Annotated in this window: 8 protein-coding genes and 1 pseudogene; 4 read left to right on the forward strand and 5 right to left on the reverse strand. The window is 60.9% G+C overall.

Annotated features, from left to right (window positions below; translation table 11 throughout):
* The first annotated feature begins 23 nt into the window (after window positions 1–23).
* The 3 genes from ACWKV4_RS08595 (at window position 24) to ACWKV4_RS08605 (ending at window position 9,867) form a co-directional block, all read left to right on the forward strand.
* Entirely contained in the window at window positions 24–4,505 is a 4,482-nt protein-coding gene (locus ACWKV4_RS08595) for a hypothetical protein (RefSeq protein ID WP_483831653.1), read from the forward strand.
* A gap of 107 nt (window positions 4,506–4,612) precedes the next feature.
* Window positions 4,613–5,530 carry a transcriptional regulator MetR gene (gene metR, locus ACWKV4_RS08600; protein ID WP_483831654.1) on the forward strand — a complete coding sequence of 306 codons (918 nt, stop codon included), beginning with the start codon at window positions 4,613–4,615 and terminating at the stop codon, window positions 5,528–5,530.
* A gap of 56 nt (window positions 5,531–5,586) precedes the next feature.
* The gene (locus ACWKV4_RS08605) at window positions 5,587–9,867 is read left to right on the forward strand and encodes a DEAD/DEAH box helicase (RefSeq protein ID WP_483831655.1); all 4,281 of its coding nucleotides are present in this window, start codon (window positions 5,587–5,589) and stop codon (window positions 9,865–9,867) included.
* Window positions 9,868–9,879: 12 nt separating this feature from the next.
* Here ACWKV4_RS08605 and nadA read toward each other — a convergent pair whose 3' ends face one another.
* The 4 genes and pseudogenes from nadA to ACWKV4_RS08625 form a co-directional block, all read right to left on the reverse strand.
* On the reverse strand, window positions 9,880–10,938 hold the full coding sequence (nadA, locus tag ACWKV4_RS08610; RefSeq protein ID WP_483831656.1) for a quinolinate synthase NadA: 1,059 nt from the start codon (window positions 10,936–10,938) through the stop codon (window positions 9,880–9,882).
* Window positions 10,939–11,086: 148 nt separating this feature from the next.
* Window positions 11,087–12,331 carry a sensor domain-containing phosphodiesterase gene (locus tag ACWKV4_RS08615; protein ID WP_483831657.1) on the reverse strand — a complete coding sequence of 415 codons (1,245 nt, stop codon included), beginning with the start codon at window positions 12,329–12,331 and terminating at the stop codon, window positions 11,087–11,089.
* Window positions 12,332–12,482: 151 nt separating this feature from the next.
* Window positions 12,483–12,647, reverse strand: a complete 165-nt coding sequence (locus ACWKV4_RS08620) for a con-10 family general stress protein (protein ID WP_483831658.1) — start codon at window positions 12,645–12,647, stop codon at window positions 12,483–12,485.
* A 322-nt stretch (window positions 12,648–12,969) separates the two neighbouring features.
* Window positions 12,970–13,158 (reverse strand): annotated as a pseudogene (locus ACWKV4_RS08625) (con-10 family general stress protein); the annotation flags it as partial.
* Between the two features lie 444 nt (window positions 13,159–13,602).
* Between ACWKV4_RS08625 and ACWKV4_RS08630 the strand changes: the two are divergent.
* Window positions 13,603–14,889, forward strand: coding sequence for an Nramp family divalent metal transporter (locus ACWKV4_RS08630; protein ID WP_483831731.1), 1,287 nt, complete (start codon window positions 13,603–13,605; stop codon window positions 14,887–14,889).
* Window positions 14,890–14,954: 65 nt separating this feature from the next.
* Here ACWKV4_RS08630 and ACWKV4_RS08635 read toward each other — a convergent pair whose 3' ends face one another.
* A complete protein-coding gene (locus ACWKV4_RS08635) occupies window positions 14,955–15,461 on the reverse strand; it encodes a DUF4142 domain-containing protein (RefSeq protein WP_483831659.1) in 507 nt (168 codons plus the stop codon).
* Window positions 15,462–15,571 lie beyond the last annotated feature (110 nt).

Here is a 15,571-nt window from a genome sequence, read left to right on the forward strand (position 1 = left end):
CCCGCAAACGGAGACCCTGCTTTATGCCTACGTCCGATGTCACTGCTTCTACGTCAGCGGCCAGTCTCGCGCCTATCGAAACCGGCTTTAGCTTCACAGGCAACCCCATCGACCCTGATACTTTACCCACGCCCACCGCCCTGTGGGCGAGAGTAGACCGCTACCAGCGCTTGATGGAGCGACAGTTGGAACGTGAACTTAGCACCGGCGACCGTACCGTGTGGCCGACTCTGGTTTCCGCCCTGGCGCTGCAGCAGAGTTGGCACGAACAGAGCCGTATCGACGTTCGCCAACTGTGCGCTCGGGCCAATGACCTCACTCAGAGCCTTGACTCGGCCGCCTATCAACAGGCGCATCTGGCTGGCGCGTTGGCCGACGCACACATACAGCTACACCTCGGCACGCTCACCCCCGGCGAATGCACAGCCATCGAGCATTGCCTGAATGCCTTGCTGGCCAACCAGGAACCGCCCCAAGCGTATCGTTTTATGCGGCTGGAATTAAGCCACGAAGAACAGCGCGGCTTGTGGAACGGCGCGGTGGTCATGCAGGTTATCGCTCCACTGGCGGAGCCGCCGGCCCCAACAGGTGTATTGATGTACCGCTTCGGTTTGGAAGGCGGTTGGAGTACTCACCCTTCCACCGAGGCGCTGCTTAGTGAAGCGTCACAGGTTCTAGGGGTGCTGCCTGATCAGCAAGTGACCTTGCAGCCCACGGCGGAAAAGTCGCTCGAAACGGTTTTGAATGAGCGGGTAATGGCCTTGCTGCGACCTGATTCGACCCAAACCCACCCCCAAACCCAGACTCAAGCCGAGCGTGAGCAACTGTTGATCCAGGCACTGGACGACTTGACCGTACCAGTGAATCCCGCGCGCTTGCTAGCGTTGGCACGGATCGAAGAAACGCGGCGCTCCTTGCGCCTTGGCGAACAAGCCCAACCCTGGCTATCGCATCTACCGCCTGAGGCCGCGAGCCAGCTGGCGCGCTTGATCACCGATTACGCCGCGGCCATCGCAGCCAGTGATCGGCTGCTTCGCCGAAACCTGCCCACCCGACAAGCGTATGCCTCGCGCGAGGTCAGCGAGCGGCTGGAGTCGGACTTTAGCCTGACCGAACCCTGCCGGGTACGGCTGAAGGTTCCCCAGCAGGTGATCTATGTGCGGGACGTTATAGCAGGCTCGGGCGCGCCGGGCACACCTTCGAAGCGGGTGCCCACCGCGTCCTCGGAAACCGAACTGATCGACCTCGAAACCCTCGCACTGGCCCAGCTGGATGATGGCCTGGTGGAGCGACTCAACTTCATGGAGGTTGAACTCGATCCACCCAGCCACCCGCAACGGGAAGCACTGACGGCAGGTATCACGGTTGTCTGGCTGCGTAAGCTGGTAACCGACCTGGATGTAGCGGGAACCTACGAGCGTTTGCTGACCGATGTATACCTGCGTGCCGGGGAGGCACGCACGGGCGCGGAAGATGAAAATATACTGGTCAAGCCCTTTGCGCTGATGCTGGAAATGCACTGGACCATTGCGCTCGCCCGGCGGCACATAGACGCTCGAGGCCGCCGCATGCTTATGCAGGCCTGCCAGGCAGAAACGCCTGAAGCCTGGAACAGCGGCGAATTTCGCCTGGCCCTGCGTCCAGCGGCGCTGACCTTGTTCAATGCGCAAACCCACAGCCGGGGCAGTACCCTGGCGGGTGTCAGTTTCATAGAAGACCACGCCAGTGGCACCACGTTGTTGTATCTGCCGCAGGCACCTAATGGCCAAACCTTTAAGCAGTACTCTAGCCTCGTGGAGGCAACCGAGGCCTTGGGCAATCTATTCCTTGATGAGCGATTGCGCGGTTACCTGTGTGAACGGGCCTTGGAAGGCAATCCTCGCCAACTGGAAAACCTCGTGGATCAAGCGTTGATCCGGGGGTTTAGGCACTTGGTCGACGCGCGCGCGCCATGGCCTACGCACCAATCACTGGCCCGCAACCAATACCTGGCCGAGCTTGGGCTCAAAGTAGCCGCGCACCGCGCCAGTTCTACGTCCAACGCCGATCAACGCTTTCACGCGGCAGTACGCAGTGGCAGCGAAACGGTAGGCTATATACGTATCGCACTGGGGTTCGTGCCTTTTCTGGGTAGCGCTATCGCCCTCGTAGATGCCGTGCAGGCCGGGATCGAATTGGGCCATGCATTTTCTGAGGGTGATACCGTTGCCGCCCTGGAAGCCACGGAATCAGTGCTGCTGTCCATCGCCGATGTGTTTCTAGATTTCGGCCCAGCGGCGTTGGCAATCGGCGCCAGTTCCGCCAGCTTGAGGGCGACCACCAAGGCTCGCCAGCTTCGCCAAGGCTTGCAGGGCGCTGGCCGCTTGCGCCAGTTGTCCAGTTGGAGCGTGCGTCGTGCCAACGAGGCCTTCCAGGGCTATGAAAGCCCTCTGCGCCTCACCACCCATCCTGGAACCGAAGGCCGCTGGCAGAACGTCTATCAGGAGCCGCAAGGGGCCTTCATCCTGCGCGGCAGTCATACCTATGCCGTGGAATGGGACGAGGGCCTGCGCACCTGGCGCCTGGCAGCCACCCGTACCCGTTCGTATCGGCAACCTATTGCCCTGAATGAAGCCGGTCAGTGGCAGACCCATGGCCACCTTTACGGCAGCCTGGTCGATGGAGGATTGCGCGGCGGCGGTGGCCTACAGAGCTATGTGGCGGACCGTCTTGACCCACTCTGGCCAGACGCTCTGCGCAGGTTGCTTCCTCGTTGGTGGATTGATGCGCATTTTCGCCGCCAACAGCAGCTGTTTAGCCAGTACGTTGCCCAAGGGAATGCCGCTGTGACGGGCGAAGCGGTTTTGACCCGTTCGCTAGCGGCCTATAACCGCAACCAGGGATCTTGGCAGACCGTAATCGCCCACAGCGACGACGTGATCGCCGCCTCTGAACGCTTTTATCGCACCGTGCAAGAATATCGGGCGTTAGCCCGAGGTCAACGCGCCGCGGCAGCGAGCCTCGACCAAAGCAGGGCCGCAGCCACCGTGTGTGACAAAACGCAGTTGCAAATAAAACTCTACTTTAGAGAGTCGGAGCGACTGCTCAACCTGGCGTTGGCCCAACAGGCCGAGGTCAGAGTATTGACGCGGGCCATTCCAGATGATGCCACGTCTAATCACTCGTCCATTGCAGTTGTCAGAGCGAAATTGCAGGAAATTAGGGAAACCTTGCTCAGTCTTCTCAAGCAATATGACCAAATCGATGACAACTTGGGGCGGCTGGCGACCTGGGACCCACGGGTAACCGCGCGTGAGCACCGCGCTACATTGAACAGCACTAACGAAGCGATTGCCCAGGCGTTTCCCAAACAGCCGGTGGCCTACCTGCGGGTAAGCCTGTTGTTGGACGCCGCCCCGATCAATGACTTACGCCATGTCTCCTGGACATACATGCGGCGCCTCTACACGCCAGCGCGTGAACGCTTCGACCGCGTGGCTCACGCCCGCTTCAGCAGCGAAGCCATTAGCTTAAGCCCCCAGCAGCGTCAACGTCTGGACGCGCAACTCAAGGACCAAAGCAAAGCATTGATCCGTACCCTCCGGCGTTTACTGGCCAGCTACCCTGACCAGTTTGACAAGGCCCTGGCCGAACGCTTGCTGGAAGAGCTGCGCAAATTGCACGAGGGTGTGAGCGTACCCCGAATGCAAGCGGCGCGGCAGCCCTCTGGCCGGGGCCGGTCCCTCCCAAGAGTATTCGAGGCCGATGGATTGTTGCTGGTAGGGCAGCCCGTCCCGGGCGAAGCAAATACGCTGGTCATTCCCCGTGTGAACAACCAGGTCGAGCGCTGGAGCCTTAACGCGGAGCGTCGGTGGGTGCAAGCCACCCCGTCCGTGCCTTCCCCGCGCCCACGCCCCTTACGTGAACTGGTAAACGATGCCGAAACTCGGCTTCGCGAATTACCCGAGTTCCGCGAGCGGCTGCAACGTTATGCCTATCAACGAATGCTGCCAGCGGACCTGGAAGACCTCTACGTGGGCGAGTCCCAAGAGCTGGACTATCGGATCAGGCAGCTACATGAAGCGGACACCCAGCACCGTCATGGCCATCTTATCCAACGCTTGCAGCGAGAAGCTGACCAATTGCGGCTCGAAGGTCGCTCAGCACGCATCGCCCAGTGCAAGGCGTCGGTTAACCCCACCGGTGGGCAATTGGAGTACCTGGCCGAGGTGGGTGAAATGCAGATTCGCAAACTGGGCGAGTTGCAACGCTCCGGCACGTCGCCTGCTACGCGTAACTGGCTGCAGGAGTATGAAGTCATTGACAGCCGCACGGGCCAGCCGTGGGCTTACGCACACTTTCACTATCGCAGGGAAACCCCACGCTTCGATAACTTCGAGGCTGCTCATCTGAAAACACCCTCTCAGCGCTTGCTGGCCGGGCCTCAGCAGGGAGATACGACCATCTGGCGAGGTGAAATCAGCCGGCGCCTAGCAGGTAAGTTATTCAGGCCTTTATTCAACTAACCCTTTTGGCGTCAGACTTGCATCCCTGGCGCTGTATCGACATCCCTCGCACCATGAGCCACACTCACGTTTAACTAAATTATTCGGAAAGTGGCTCATGGTGCGCCTTGCTTGAGATTCGTCATCTAAAAACGCTCCATGCCTTGCGGGACGCTGGCAGCCTGGTCGAGGCGGCCGACCGCTTGCACCTGACCCAATCGGCCCTCTCGCATCAGTTCAAGGAGTTGGAAGACCGCTTGGGCATGACCCTATTCATGCGCAAAACCAAACCGGTACGTTTTACCAGCGCGGGCCTGCGCCTGTTACAACTGGCCGACGCCACGCTGCCTCTGATGCGGGCCGCCGAGCGCGATATCGCGCGCCTGGCAGGGGGGACCGCTGGGCGCCTGCACATGGCCATCGAGTGCCACAGCTGTTTTCAATGGTTGATGCCGACTATCGATCAATTCCGCGATGCCTGGCCAGAGGTGGAGCTGGACCTTGCCTCAGGTTTTGCCTTTGCCCCGCTACCCGCGCTGGCCCGTGGCGACTTGGACCTGGTAGTGACCTCAGACCCCGTGGAACTGACGGGCATCACCTACGTGCCCTTGTTCACCTACGAAGCCATGTTAGCCGTAGGCAACCAGCACCCCCTGGCGAGCAAAGCCTGGATCGAACCGGAAGACTTGCTGGACCAGACCCTGATCACCTACCCGGTGGAGCGGGGCCGTTTGGATATCTTCACGCGTTTTCTGGAACCTGCGGACATTGAGCCCGCCGGGGTTCGCACTGCTGAGTTGTCGGTAATGATGATGCAATTGGTCGCCAGCGGCCGTGGGGTCTGTGGCATGCCCCACTGGGCACTGCATGAATACAGTGCTCGGGGCTATGTAAAAGGCCGCAGGCTGGGGGAAAAAGGCTTGTTCGCCAACCTGTATGCAGCCATTCGCGGCGACATGCTCGACGCCCCCTTCATGCGGGATTTTCTACTGACCGCCAAGGACACTTCTTTCGCTACCCTTGATGGGGTAAGCGCCGTACGCTGAGGCCAAGCGCTGGGTGGCACTTGCAAGCCAGGCGTACTGGCCGCATAAAGCAACGTATGAACCTGCCCTCTTCAAACGCTACGCTGGATGCATTCCATCCAGCCATCAGCCACTGGTTTCGCCAGAGCTTTCCAACCACCACCGCGGCCCAAGCCGCCGCTTGGCCCCTGATCAGGGCGGGGCAGTCAGTACTGGTCGCCGCGCCTACAGGGTCGGGTAAAACCCTGACGGCCTTTCTTGCGGTACTGGACGAGTTGGTTTACCAGGCCCTTTCGCCCGCGGGGCTGGCCGAGGGGACGCAGGTGCTGTATGTGTCGCCGCTCAAGGCATTGTCCAATGACATCCAGATCAACCTGCAAAGGCCCTTGGAAGGCATCAGCGAGCAGTTGCAGGCCATGGGCCTGCCAGCGCTGAGCGTACGTACAGCCGTGCGTACCGGTGATACGCCACAAAACGAGCGGGCAACCATGCGTCGCCGGCCGCCACATATCTTGGTCAGTACACCCGAATCGTTGTATGTGCTGCTGGGCTCTGACGGTGGGCGGCGAATGCTGGCCGGGGTGCACACGGTCATCGTGGACGAAATCCACGCGGTGGCCGACAGCAAGCGGGGTAGCCACTTGTCCCTGAGCCTGGAACGCTTGCAGGCGCTGACTGGCGCGCCCTTGCGGCGTATCGGCCTGTCGGCCACGCAAAAACCCATCGAGCGCGTCGCTGCCTTTTTAGCGGGGCACGGGCGCGCCTGTGAAGTGGTCGACATTGGCCATGCTCGGCCTCGGGACCTGGCGCTGGAGGTGCCCCCGGTGCCACTGGGACCGGTCATGGCCAATGATGTATGGACATTGGTGTATGACCGCCTGGCCGAGCTCGCCAGGGACCATCGCACCACGCTGATTTTCGTCAACACACGGCGCCTGGCCGAACGCCTCACCCGCCACCTGAGCGACCGCCTGGGCCGCGAACACGTGGCCGCGCACCATGGCAGCCTGGCGCGCGAACAACGCCTGAGCGCTGAGCAACGGCTAAAAAGTGGCACCCTGAGCGTGCTGGTGGCCACGGCGTCCCTTGAGTTGGGCATTGACATTGGCGAGGTGGATTTGGTCTGCCAGATCGAGGCACCGCGCTCTATTGCCGCGTTCCTGCAGCGGGTGGGCCGGTCTGGGCATCAGGTAGGCGGTACCCCCAAGGGCCGTTTGTTCGCGACGTCTCGGGATGACCTGATCGAGTGCGTGGCCCTGCTCGACTGCGTGCGCCAGGGCGAGCTGGACGAGCTGCGCGTTCCCCGGGCGCCACTGGATGTATTGGCCCAGCAGATCGTCGCCGAGGTGAGCTGCCAGGAATGGCAAGAAGAGGCACTCCTTAGCCTGTGCCGCCAGGCACGGCCATACGCTGAGTTGGCTGAGGCTGACTACCGGGAGCTACTCGATACCCTTGCCCAAGGCTATAACACCCGCCAGGGCATGCGCGGGGCCTATCTGCACCGGGATGCAGTCAGCGGTACCCTGCGCGGCCGGCGGGGTAGCAAGCTCACGGCGGTGACCAGCGGCGGGACCATCCCGGATAACGCTGATTACAGTGTGATGCTTGAGCCCCAGGGCCTGAACATCGGCAGCGTAAATGAAGACTTTGCCGTCGAAAGCAGCGCTGGCGATGTATTTCAACTGGGTAACACCTCCTATCGGATCATCCGCGTGGAAGGCGGCCGGGTGCGGGTGGAAGACGCCAAGGGCCTGCCACCGAACATTCCCTTCTGGTTGGGCGAAACCCCAGGGCGCAGCGACGAACTCTCCGCCTCGGTGGCGCGCCTGCAGGGGGCTATCGATAAGCGCCTGCAGGCCAGTGGCGGCCAGCATCCCCCTGTACTGGCCTGGCTGAACGAGAGCCTAAAGCTTGATGCGGCATGCGCCGAGCAACTGCTTGACTACCTGGCTCGCACCCGCCAGGCGTTAGGTGCCCTACCCTCACACGATACCCTGGTAATGGAGCGCTTCTTTGATGAATCAGGCGGCACCCAGTTGGTGATTCATACGCCCTTTGGTAGCCGTATCAACCGTGCCTGGGGCCTGGCGCTGCGCAAACGCTTTTGCCGCACCTTCAATTTCGAACTGCAAGCAGCCGCCAGCGAAGACGCCATCGTACTGTCGCTGTCTACCACCCACAGTTTTGCCTTGGATGACGTGTGGCGCTATCTGAACAGCCAAACCGCCCAACAGGTGCTGGTGCAGGCTTTGCTAGATGCGCCTTTATTTGGCGTGCGTTGGCGCTGGAACGCTGCCACTGCCCTGGCCCTGCCGCGCTATACCGGCGGGCGAAAGGTCGCGCCGCAGCTGCAACGGATGAAAAGCGAGGACCTGATCGCCAATGTGTTCCCTGACCAGTTGGCCTGCCTTGAAAACATCGTGGGCGAGCGCGAGGTGCCGGAGCACCCGCTGGTACGCCAAACGCTGGAGGATTGCCTGCACGACGCCCTGGATTGCGAGGGTTGGCTGCGCCTGTTGCGGCGAATCGAAGCAGGCCAGGTAAGGTTGGTCAGCCGGGACCTGCCGGCGCCCTCCCCCTTGGCCGCGGCCATTCTCAACGCCAGGCCCTATGCCTTCTTGGACGACGCCCCCCTCGAAGAGCGGCGTACCCAAGCAGTGCTCAACCGCCGCTGGGCTGGCCCAGAGTCCGCCGATGACTTGGGCGCACTTGATCCTGCCGCCATCGAGGCAGTAATCGAGCAAGCCTGGCCGCTGCCGCGCAACCCCGACGAGATGCATGAAGCCCTCATGAGCCTGGGCGTGATTACCCAAGCCGAGGCACAGGCCCAGGACGGCTGGCTCGGCTGGCTACAGGCCCTGGCCGACACCGGCCGGGCCGGCACGCTTATCCCAGACAACGGCACACCGCTGTGGTATGCCCGCGAGCGCCTGGCCAACCTGCAAGTGGTCTATCCAGGCGCCGCCCTGGCGCCCGCCTTCGCTCCCTTACCCGGCTTTAACCGTGCCGAGCCCAAAGAAACCGCACAGCTGGAACTGATTCGTGGGCGCTTGGGCGGTTCAGGGCCTGTGCGCGCCGCGGACATTGCCACCGCCTTGCAACTACCACGGGCGCTAGTGGAGCAAAGCCTGGCCCGCCTGGAAGGCCAAGGCTATGTGCTGCGCGGGCAGTTTCATCCCGGGCTCGACGGCTTGCAGTGGTGCGAGCGGCACCTGCTGTCACGGATTCATCGGTACACCCTCAAGCGCCTGCGTAAAGAGATCGAACCCGTTTCGCTGCAGGACTTCATGCGTTTTCTGCTGGACTGGCAGCACCTGTCCAACCTTACCCGCATGGAGGGCAGTGTGGCCCTTGCTCAGGTGCTGGCCCAGTTTGAGGGCTATAGCGCACCGGTCAGCGCCTGGGAAACCGACCTGTTACCTGCGCGGGTCAAGCATTACAGCCAGACCTGGCTGGATGATGCCTGCCGCTCCGGTAAAACCCTGTGGTTGCGCCGAGCCAGTGCTGGCAAACACGCTGGCAATACCCTACGCGCCACCCCGATCATGTTGCTGCCCCGGCAGCGGCTGAGCGTGTGGCAAGCCCTGGCCAATGAAGATGGGGACGCCACCCTCAGCCCCCGGGCGCGGAAGGTCCGTGATGCCTTACAGGCAGAAGGGGCGCTGTTCTTCGACGAGTTGCAAGACCACGCACGGCTGTTGCGAACGGAGTTGGAAAACGCCTTGGCGGAGCTGGTCGCCGCCGGGCTGGTAAACGCTGACAGTTTCGCTGGGTTGCGCGCCCTGGTAACCCCGGCCACCAGCCGCCAGCAGCGCAGTAGCCGCCGGGGCCTGGGGGCGTTCATCGGTGGCATGCAGGACGCCGGGCGTTGGGCCCTGTTAAGGCACTCGGCAAGCCCCCCCGCCCAGGAAGCATTGATCGAACACGTGGTTATGACCCTACTGCGCCGCTATGGCGTGGTGTTCTGGCGCCTGCTGGAGCGGGAGGCAGCCTGGCTGCCCAACTGGCGCGAGCTGCTGCGCACGCTCCACCGCTTGGAAGCCCGGGGGGAAATCCGCGGCGGGCGCTTTATCGACGGCTTGGCTGGCGAGCAGTTCGCCTTACCAGAAGCCATCCCTCTATTGCGAGAGGTTCGGCGCCGCCCGCTGGATGGCAGCCTGGTTGCGGTGTCTGCGGTGGACCCATTGAACCTGATAGGCACCTTACTGCCCGGCACCCGCGTTCCCGCCCTGGCAGGTAACCGCCTGGTGTACCAAGACGGCGTGCCCGTGGCCGCGCTGATAAGCGGCAAGCCCCATTATTGGGTGGAGCAAACCCGAGAACTACGCGATGCCCTGACTCACAAGCCAGTGTTTTAGGGCGTAACTACCTCAGGCGTTACCCGCCAACCGCAAACGCGCCGCCTGGGTGAAGTCCAGCATCCGCTTGAGGGGGCGAATGGCCTGGGGAACCAGCGCCGGGTCCACGAAAATCTCGTTACTGCCATTGCGCAGGCAGTCCAGGGTGCGCTCCAGGGTATTCATGGCCATCCACGGGCAATGTGCGCAACTGCGGCAGGCCGCGCCGTTACCCGCGGTGGGCGCTTCAATAAACACCTTGTCCGGGCACAGCTGCTGCATCTTGTAAAAGATGCCTCTATCGGTAGCCACGATGAAGGTAGAGTTCGGCATGCGCTGGGCCGCGGCGATCAACTGGCTGGTTGAGCCTACCGCGTCAGCCAGGGCGATCACCGCCTCGGGCGATTCAGGGTGGACCAATACAGCGGCCTCTGGGTACAGGGCCTTGAGGTCTTCCAGCTGCCGAGACTTGAACTCTTCGTGAACGATACAGGCGCCATCCCACAACAGCATGTCCGCGCCGGTGTGCTTCTGGATGTACCCGCCCAAGTGACGGTCTGGCGCCCAGAGGATTTTCTCCCCGTTGTCCATCAGGCTTTCGACGATCTCCACCGCGCAGCTGGATGTCACCACCCAATCCGCACGGGCTTTCACCGCCGCAGAGGTATTGGCATACACCACTACCGTGCGGTCCGGGTGCTGGTCACAAAACGCCGAGAACGCCTCGACGGGGCAGCCCAGGTCGAGGGAACAGGTCGCCTCCAACGTAGGCATCAATACGCGTTTTTCCGGATTGAGGATTTTCGCGGTCTCACCCATAAAGCGTACCCCGGCCACCAATACCGTACTGGCCTCGTGCTGATTGCCAAAGCGAGCCATTTCAAGCGAGTCAGACACGCAACCGCCGGTTTCCTCGGCCAGGGCCTGGATGACCGGGTCACAGTAGTAGTGGGCAACCAGCACCGCGTCACGGGCTTTGAGTTCGGCGGCGATGGCGTGCCGATACTCGGCTTCTTGCGCGGCGGTCAGCGCCACGGGCTGCCTGGCGTCTAGGTGGGCCTGGACCAGCAAGCGTTCGGAAATCTGAGACATAGGCGGGACCTGCAAGCGCTGATGTGCAAAGGGCAACTATACACCTGCCCAACGGCGGAAGGGTCCGCTCGCTGGCCGGCGCGCGCAGGCTATACCGAAAGGCGGCACGGGGCTAGCCCTGCCGTAAGAGGCTAGCCCTGGCGCAGGCTTAGGGGGCTACTGGCTCGGCCAGTTCAGGCATTCGCGGTACTTGCCAATGGGCGGCCAACGCCAGTGGCATGGGCCTGCCGGTCAGGTAGCCTTGCACCTTCTGCGCGCCCAGCCGGCGCAAGGTGAGCAGGTCTGCCACCTCCTCTACCCCTTCGGCCACTACACTGCTGCCAGTTTCCCGCGCAAACGCGATCAATGCCGAGGCCATGGCGCGGCGCTGTGGGTCGTTTTCTATGCCTTGGGTAAGCGCCATGTCCAGCTTGATGATGTCCGGGCGCAACTGAAGAATATGGCGCATGCTTGCGTAGCCGGCGCCAGCGTCATCGATCGCCAACCGTAGCCCACTGTCCCGTAAAGGTTCGAGGGCGAGCGCCAGGGCCTGGTAGTCAGGCACCACGCAATGCTCGGTCAGCTCTAATACCAGGCGCTTAGGCTCGTAACCGGCCAACTTCTGCCCCAGCCGCCCGCAAAGCAATAGCTGAGGAGAGCAGTTAAGGGACAGGTAGTGATGGCCAGGCAGCTCACCCAGGCCCATCAGGGCTTTTTCGACCGCGCGCAATTCCATTTCCAGGCCCAAGCCGGCTTCCGCTGCTTCCCGAAACCACAGGTCTGGGCTACGCACGGGCTCATCGGTAAAGCGAGCCAACGCTTCCCAGCCGCTGATTTGCCCATTTACCAACTCGACAATGGGCTGATACACCACATTTGGTTGTGCCTTGGCCAAGGCCGCACAGATCACCCGGTGCTTGCGCAGCCGTTCTTCTTTTACCCGCTGGTCACTCTCAAGGCGATCAGCGATCAATTCGGCGAATACGTTCATCATGGCCAGGTCCCGCTGGCCAAGGCTGGTGTCAGAACGGCCGGAAAAACAACAGAGCGCGCCATACAGCCGGCCATCGCTCAGGTATACCGGTACGCCGATATGAGCGCCAATGGGAAGCGCGCGGGTTTCAGGGATCGCCATGGCTGTAGGCGATTGAGCGGTGTCGGGTATCAGCCGTGGCAGCCTGCCGTCCACGACCTTCTGACAGTAACCGGCCTCTAGTGGAAGGGTATCGCCGCGCTTGAGAGGAGCAATGCCCCGGGCATCTACATGAGTGAACACACGGTCAACGATGCGAAATCGAGAGACAAATGCCACTTCCATGTTTAGGTGAATGCGTAATGCGCGCAGCACCTTTTCTATTCCTTCGTCCCCGGCACCAGGCGGGGGCTTTAGGGAAACTACGCTGGTCAGTTGCATGACCGGACTCCCTTTGACACGCCAATACCCTGAGGTTAGTTGGTCTTGGCCTGGATTCGCCACGACCAATGTGCAATGAAAGCCCTGTTGCATAACCGTTCGTCGCATAATCCCGCCCAAAATGCGTCTTCAGGGCGGGGAGGCGCTCGTGTCAGCCTTCACTACGCCGTGGGGTGCCACCATGGCTGTGTTGACCGCCCACTCGGGCTTTGTCGGCACGATCACGCTTAAGGTCCACGCCCGCTGGCGCCGGGCTGCCTTGGTGGCCGGGTTTATTCGGGCCTGACACATAGCCAGGTTTGTGGTGATTAGTCATGGATCTATCCTCTGCAAGTCCCGATCAGTTGGCCTTTCGCATTTGGATATCCCGGCAGGTGCCTGGCAAGAGGCGCTGACGAGTGACGAAACCGCTGACTGAATATCAGCGTAGCCCGCCGACTAGTTAAACTGGGTTAAGACCCGCCCACTGGTTGAGCTTAAAACCAGCAAGTGCGTCCGTTACTATTAGACTGAGCAAAACAAAATAGGCGTTAACATTTGGTGTACTTGAACTTACCACCTTCACCTTTAACCTTAAGTGCCTGCGGTAAGTTCTAGTATCCGTCAGTGAGTTGAAGGCATTCCCGGTGCGCGGCGCTTTAGCCTTGCGCCGCGCTACCGCTTGAGCCCGCGCCTTTGCCTGCGCCTCGGTGGCTTCTCTTCCCGCCCTTGCGACCGGCTTCCGCCGCCCTGGCCGGGTCGTTGGCAAAATTGCCACCCGAAACACTACCACCCTTGCGGCCAGCTTCGGCAGCGCGGGTTGGGTTGTTAGCAAAGTTACCGGCATTCTTACTCTTTACTGCCATGGCGATATCCTCCTGGATGTGGGTCGCTACATAGTTATGGAAGCAAGGCATACCGATAAGTTTTTTATAAACTCAAGCGAAGCTGACAAACGGTGAGCACTTTAGTGAAGGTTATTTGGGCGTGTGGCAGAAAGTTGTTTATGGGCCAAGGCCTTATCGGTGCTAACCGCTTGTGTTTTCAAGGGCGCCGGTGTATTGGACAGACCAGCGGTCACGCCTGGCGGTCCGCCCCTTGACCTCTATCACAGCCAACACAGCCGGGCATTGCGCCGGAACGCTATGGGTTGCTTGGGTTCATACCCTAGTGCGTTTTTCATACCAGTTTGGAGCAAAACCGTGGCGGAGCCTGAAGACCGACCGAATTTCCGAGCCAGTGATGGCGAGCCGGCATTGTTAAGCCGCTTCGGCGTGGGGCCCCAGCCCAGCATGGGCGCATTGAACGCTAGCATCAAAGTACCGAGCACAGGCAGCTGGTTCCGCCGCCTGCTTGCCTTCGCAGGCCCCGGATATATGGTCGCGGTGGGCTATATGGACCCAGGTAACTGGGCCACGGACCTGGCCGGGGGTTCACAGTTTGGCTACATGCTGCTGTCGGTGATTTTGCTGTCGAACCTGATGGCTATTGTGCTGCAAGCGCTGGCGGCGCGGTTGGGCATTGCCACCGGCATGGACCTTGCTCAAGCCTGCAGGGCCCATTACAGCCGACCAGTGCGTATCGTGTTGTGGCTAGCCTGTGAGCTAGCGATCATTGCCTGTGACCTGGCTGAAGTCATAGGCACGGCCATCGCGCTCAAGCTGCTGTTCGGCATTCCTCTACTGTGGGGGGCGATCCTCTGCGCGGCGGACGTATTTATTATCCTTTTGCTGATGCAGCGGGGCTTTCGTTGGCTGGAAGCCTTTGTTGTCGCGTTGCTGACCCTGATCTTCGTATGCTTTGCCGCGCAGATGGTCATGTCGCACCCGCCCTTGGCTGAAGTGCTTCATGGGTTTATCCCGCAAAAAGAAGTGGTCACCAACCCAGCGGCCCTGTACTTGGCCATCGGAATTATCGGTGCCACGGTGATGCCCCATAACCTGTACCTGCATTCTTCCATCGTACAAACCCGTGCGTATGAACGCACTGACGCAGGCAAGCGTCTGGGCCTGCGCTGGGCGGTCACGGACAGCACCATTGCCCTTACGCTAGCCCTGTTTGTGAACGCGGCGATCTTGATCACTGCGGCAGCGGTGTTTCATGCCGGTGGGCGAACGGATGTAGTAGAAATCGAGCAGGCCTACGAACTGCTCTCTCCTATGCTGGGTATCGGGATCGCATCTACCCTCTTCGCCATCGCCCTGCTTGCGTCGGGCGTGAATTCCACGGTGACCGCTACCCTGGCCGGGCAGATCGTGATGGAAGGGTTTCTGCATATGCGCATTCCTGATTGGGCGCGGCGCTTACTCACCCGTGGTCTGGCGATCATTCCGGTAGTCGTCGTCACAGCCTTGTACGGTGAGCGCGGTACCTCCCAGCTGCTGGTGTTCAGCCAGGTGATCCTGTCCATGCAATTGCCCTTGGCGGTTATTCCATTGGTGCGCTTCGTTACCGATAAGTCAAAGATGGGCACACTGGTGGCCGGCCGCGGCTTGGCGGTTCTAGCCTGGGCGATCTCGGCGGTTATCGTCACGCTTAACATCAAGCTGTTGATCAGCGCGGTAGAAGCATTGTTTTAAGCCCCCACCACGCACGCATGAAAAAGCCGGGCATTTGCCCGGCTTTCTTGTAGCTGGCATCACGCTTACTTGGTGTCGCCACCGTGGGCGGCAGCCAGCTTCTTGGCCTGAGCCAAGTGAGCTTCCAGCTTCGGCAGGGTTTCCTTGGCGAAAGCGGTCAGCTCAGCATCTTTGCCATCTTTGATTTCTTCCTGGAAGATCTTGATGGTTTCTTCGTGGGCCATAACCTGGTTGTTGGCGTAAGCTTTGTCGAAGGACCCTTCACGCACTTCCAGGATCATCTTCTTGGCCTTGTCCAGCAGTTCGGCGTCAGTAGACACCTTCAGGTTTTTGGCGGCAGCGATGGATTTAAGCTTCTGGTTTGCCTTGGTGTGATCATCGATCATCATCTGGGCAAAGGTTTTAACGTCCGCAGCTTTGGTTTTTTCCAAGGCCAGCTGGCCGTTCTTAACTTCAGCAATGCCTTTGGCGGAAGCGTCGTCAACGAAATCGTCGGCATCCGCAGCAAAGACAGAATGGGCTCCCAGCAGGAGGAATGCGCCACAGATACCGGCTTTAAGCTTCATGTTCATAGACATCGTCCTTTTTTGGAATGACAGACAGGGGCGCAAACAACGCCTCACCCTTTCTCAGACGAGCCTATGGCCGCTGGGTTCAGGTTTTTTACCAAACGCCTGCCCGT

The sequence above is a fragment of the Pseudomonas artemisiae genome (assembly GCF_057128685.1).

Excerpts from the sequence above, each read along its gene's own strand:
- ACWKV4_RS08620 (WP_483831658.1), bottom strand. The coding sequence starts at position 12,647 with ATGACTAATCACCACAAACCTGGCTATGTGTCAGGCCCGAATAAACCC.
- ACWKV4_RS08615 (WP_483831657.1), bottom strand. The coding sequence starts at position 12,331 with ATGCAACTGACCAGCGTAGTTTCCCTAAAGCCCCCGCCTGGTGCCGGG.
- nadA (WP_483831656.1), bottom strand. The coding sequence starts at position 10,938 with ATGTCTCAGATTTCCGAACGCTTGCTGGTCCAGGCCCACCTAGACGCC.
- ACWKV4_RS08635 (WP_483831659.1), bottom strand. The coding sequence starts at position 15,461 with ATGAACATGAAGCTTAAAGCCGGTATCTGTGGCGCATTCCTCCTGCTG.
- ACWKV4_RS08605 (WP_483831655.1), top strand. The coding sequence starts at position 5,587 with ATGAACCTGCCCTCTTCAAACGCTACGCTGGATGCATTCCATCCAGCC.
- ACWKV4_RS08630 (WP_483831731.1), top strand. The coding sequence starts at position 13,603 with ATGGGCGCATTGAACGCTAGCATCAAAGTACCGAGCACAGGCAGCTGG.
- ACWKV4_RS08595 (WP_483831653.1), top strand. The coding sequence starts at position 24 with ATGCCTACGTCCGATGTCACTGCTTCTACGTCAGCGGCCAGTCTCGCG.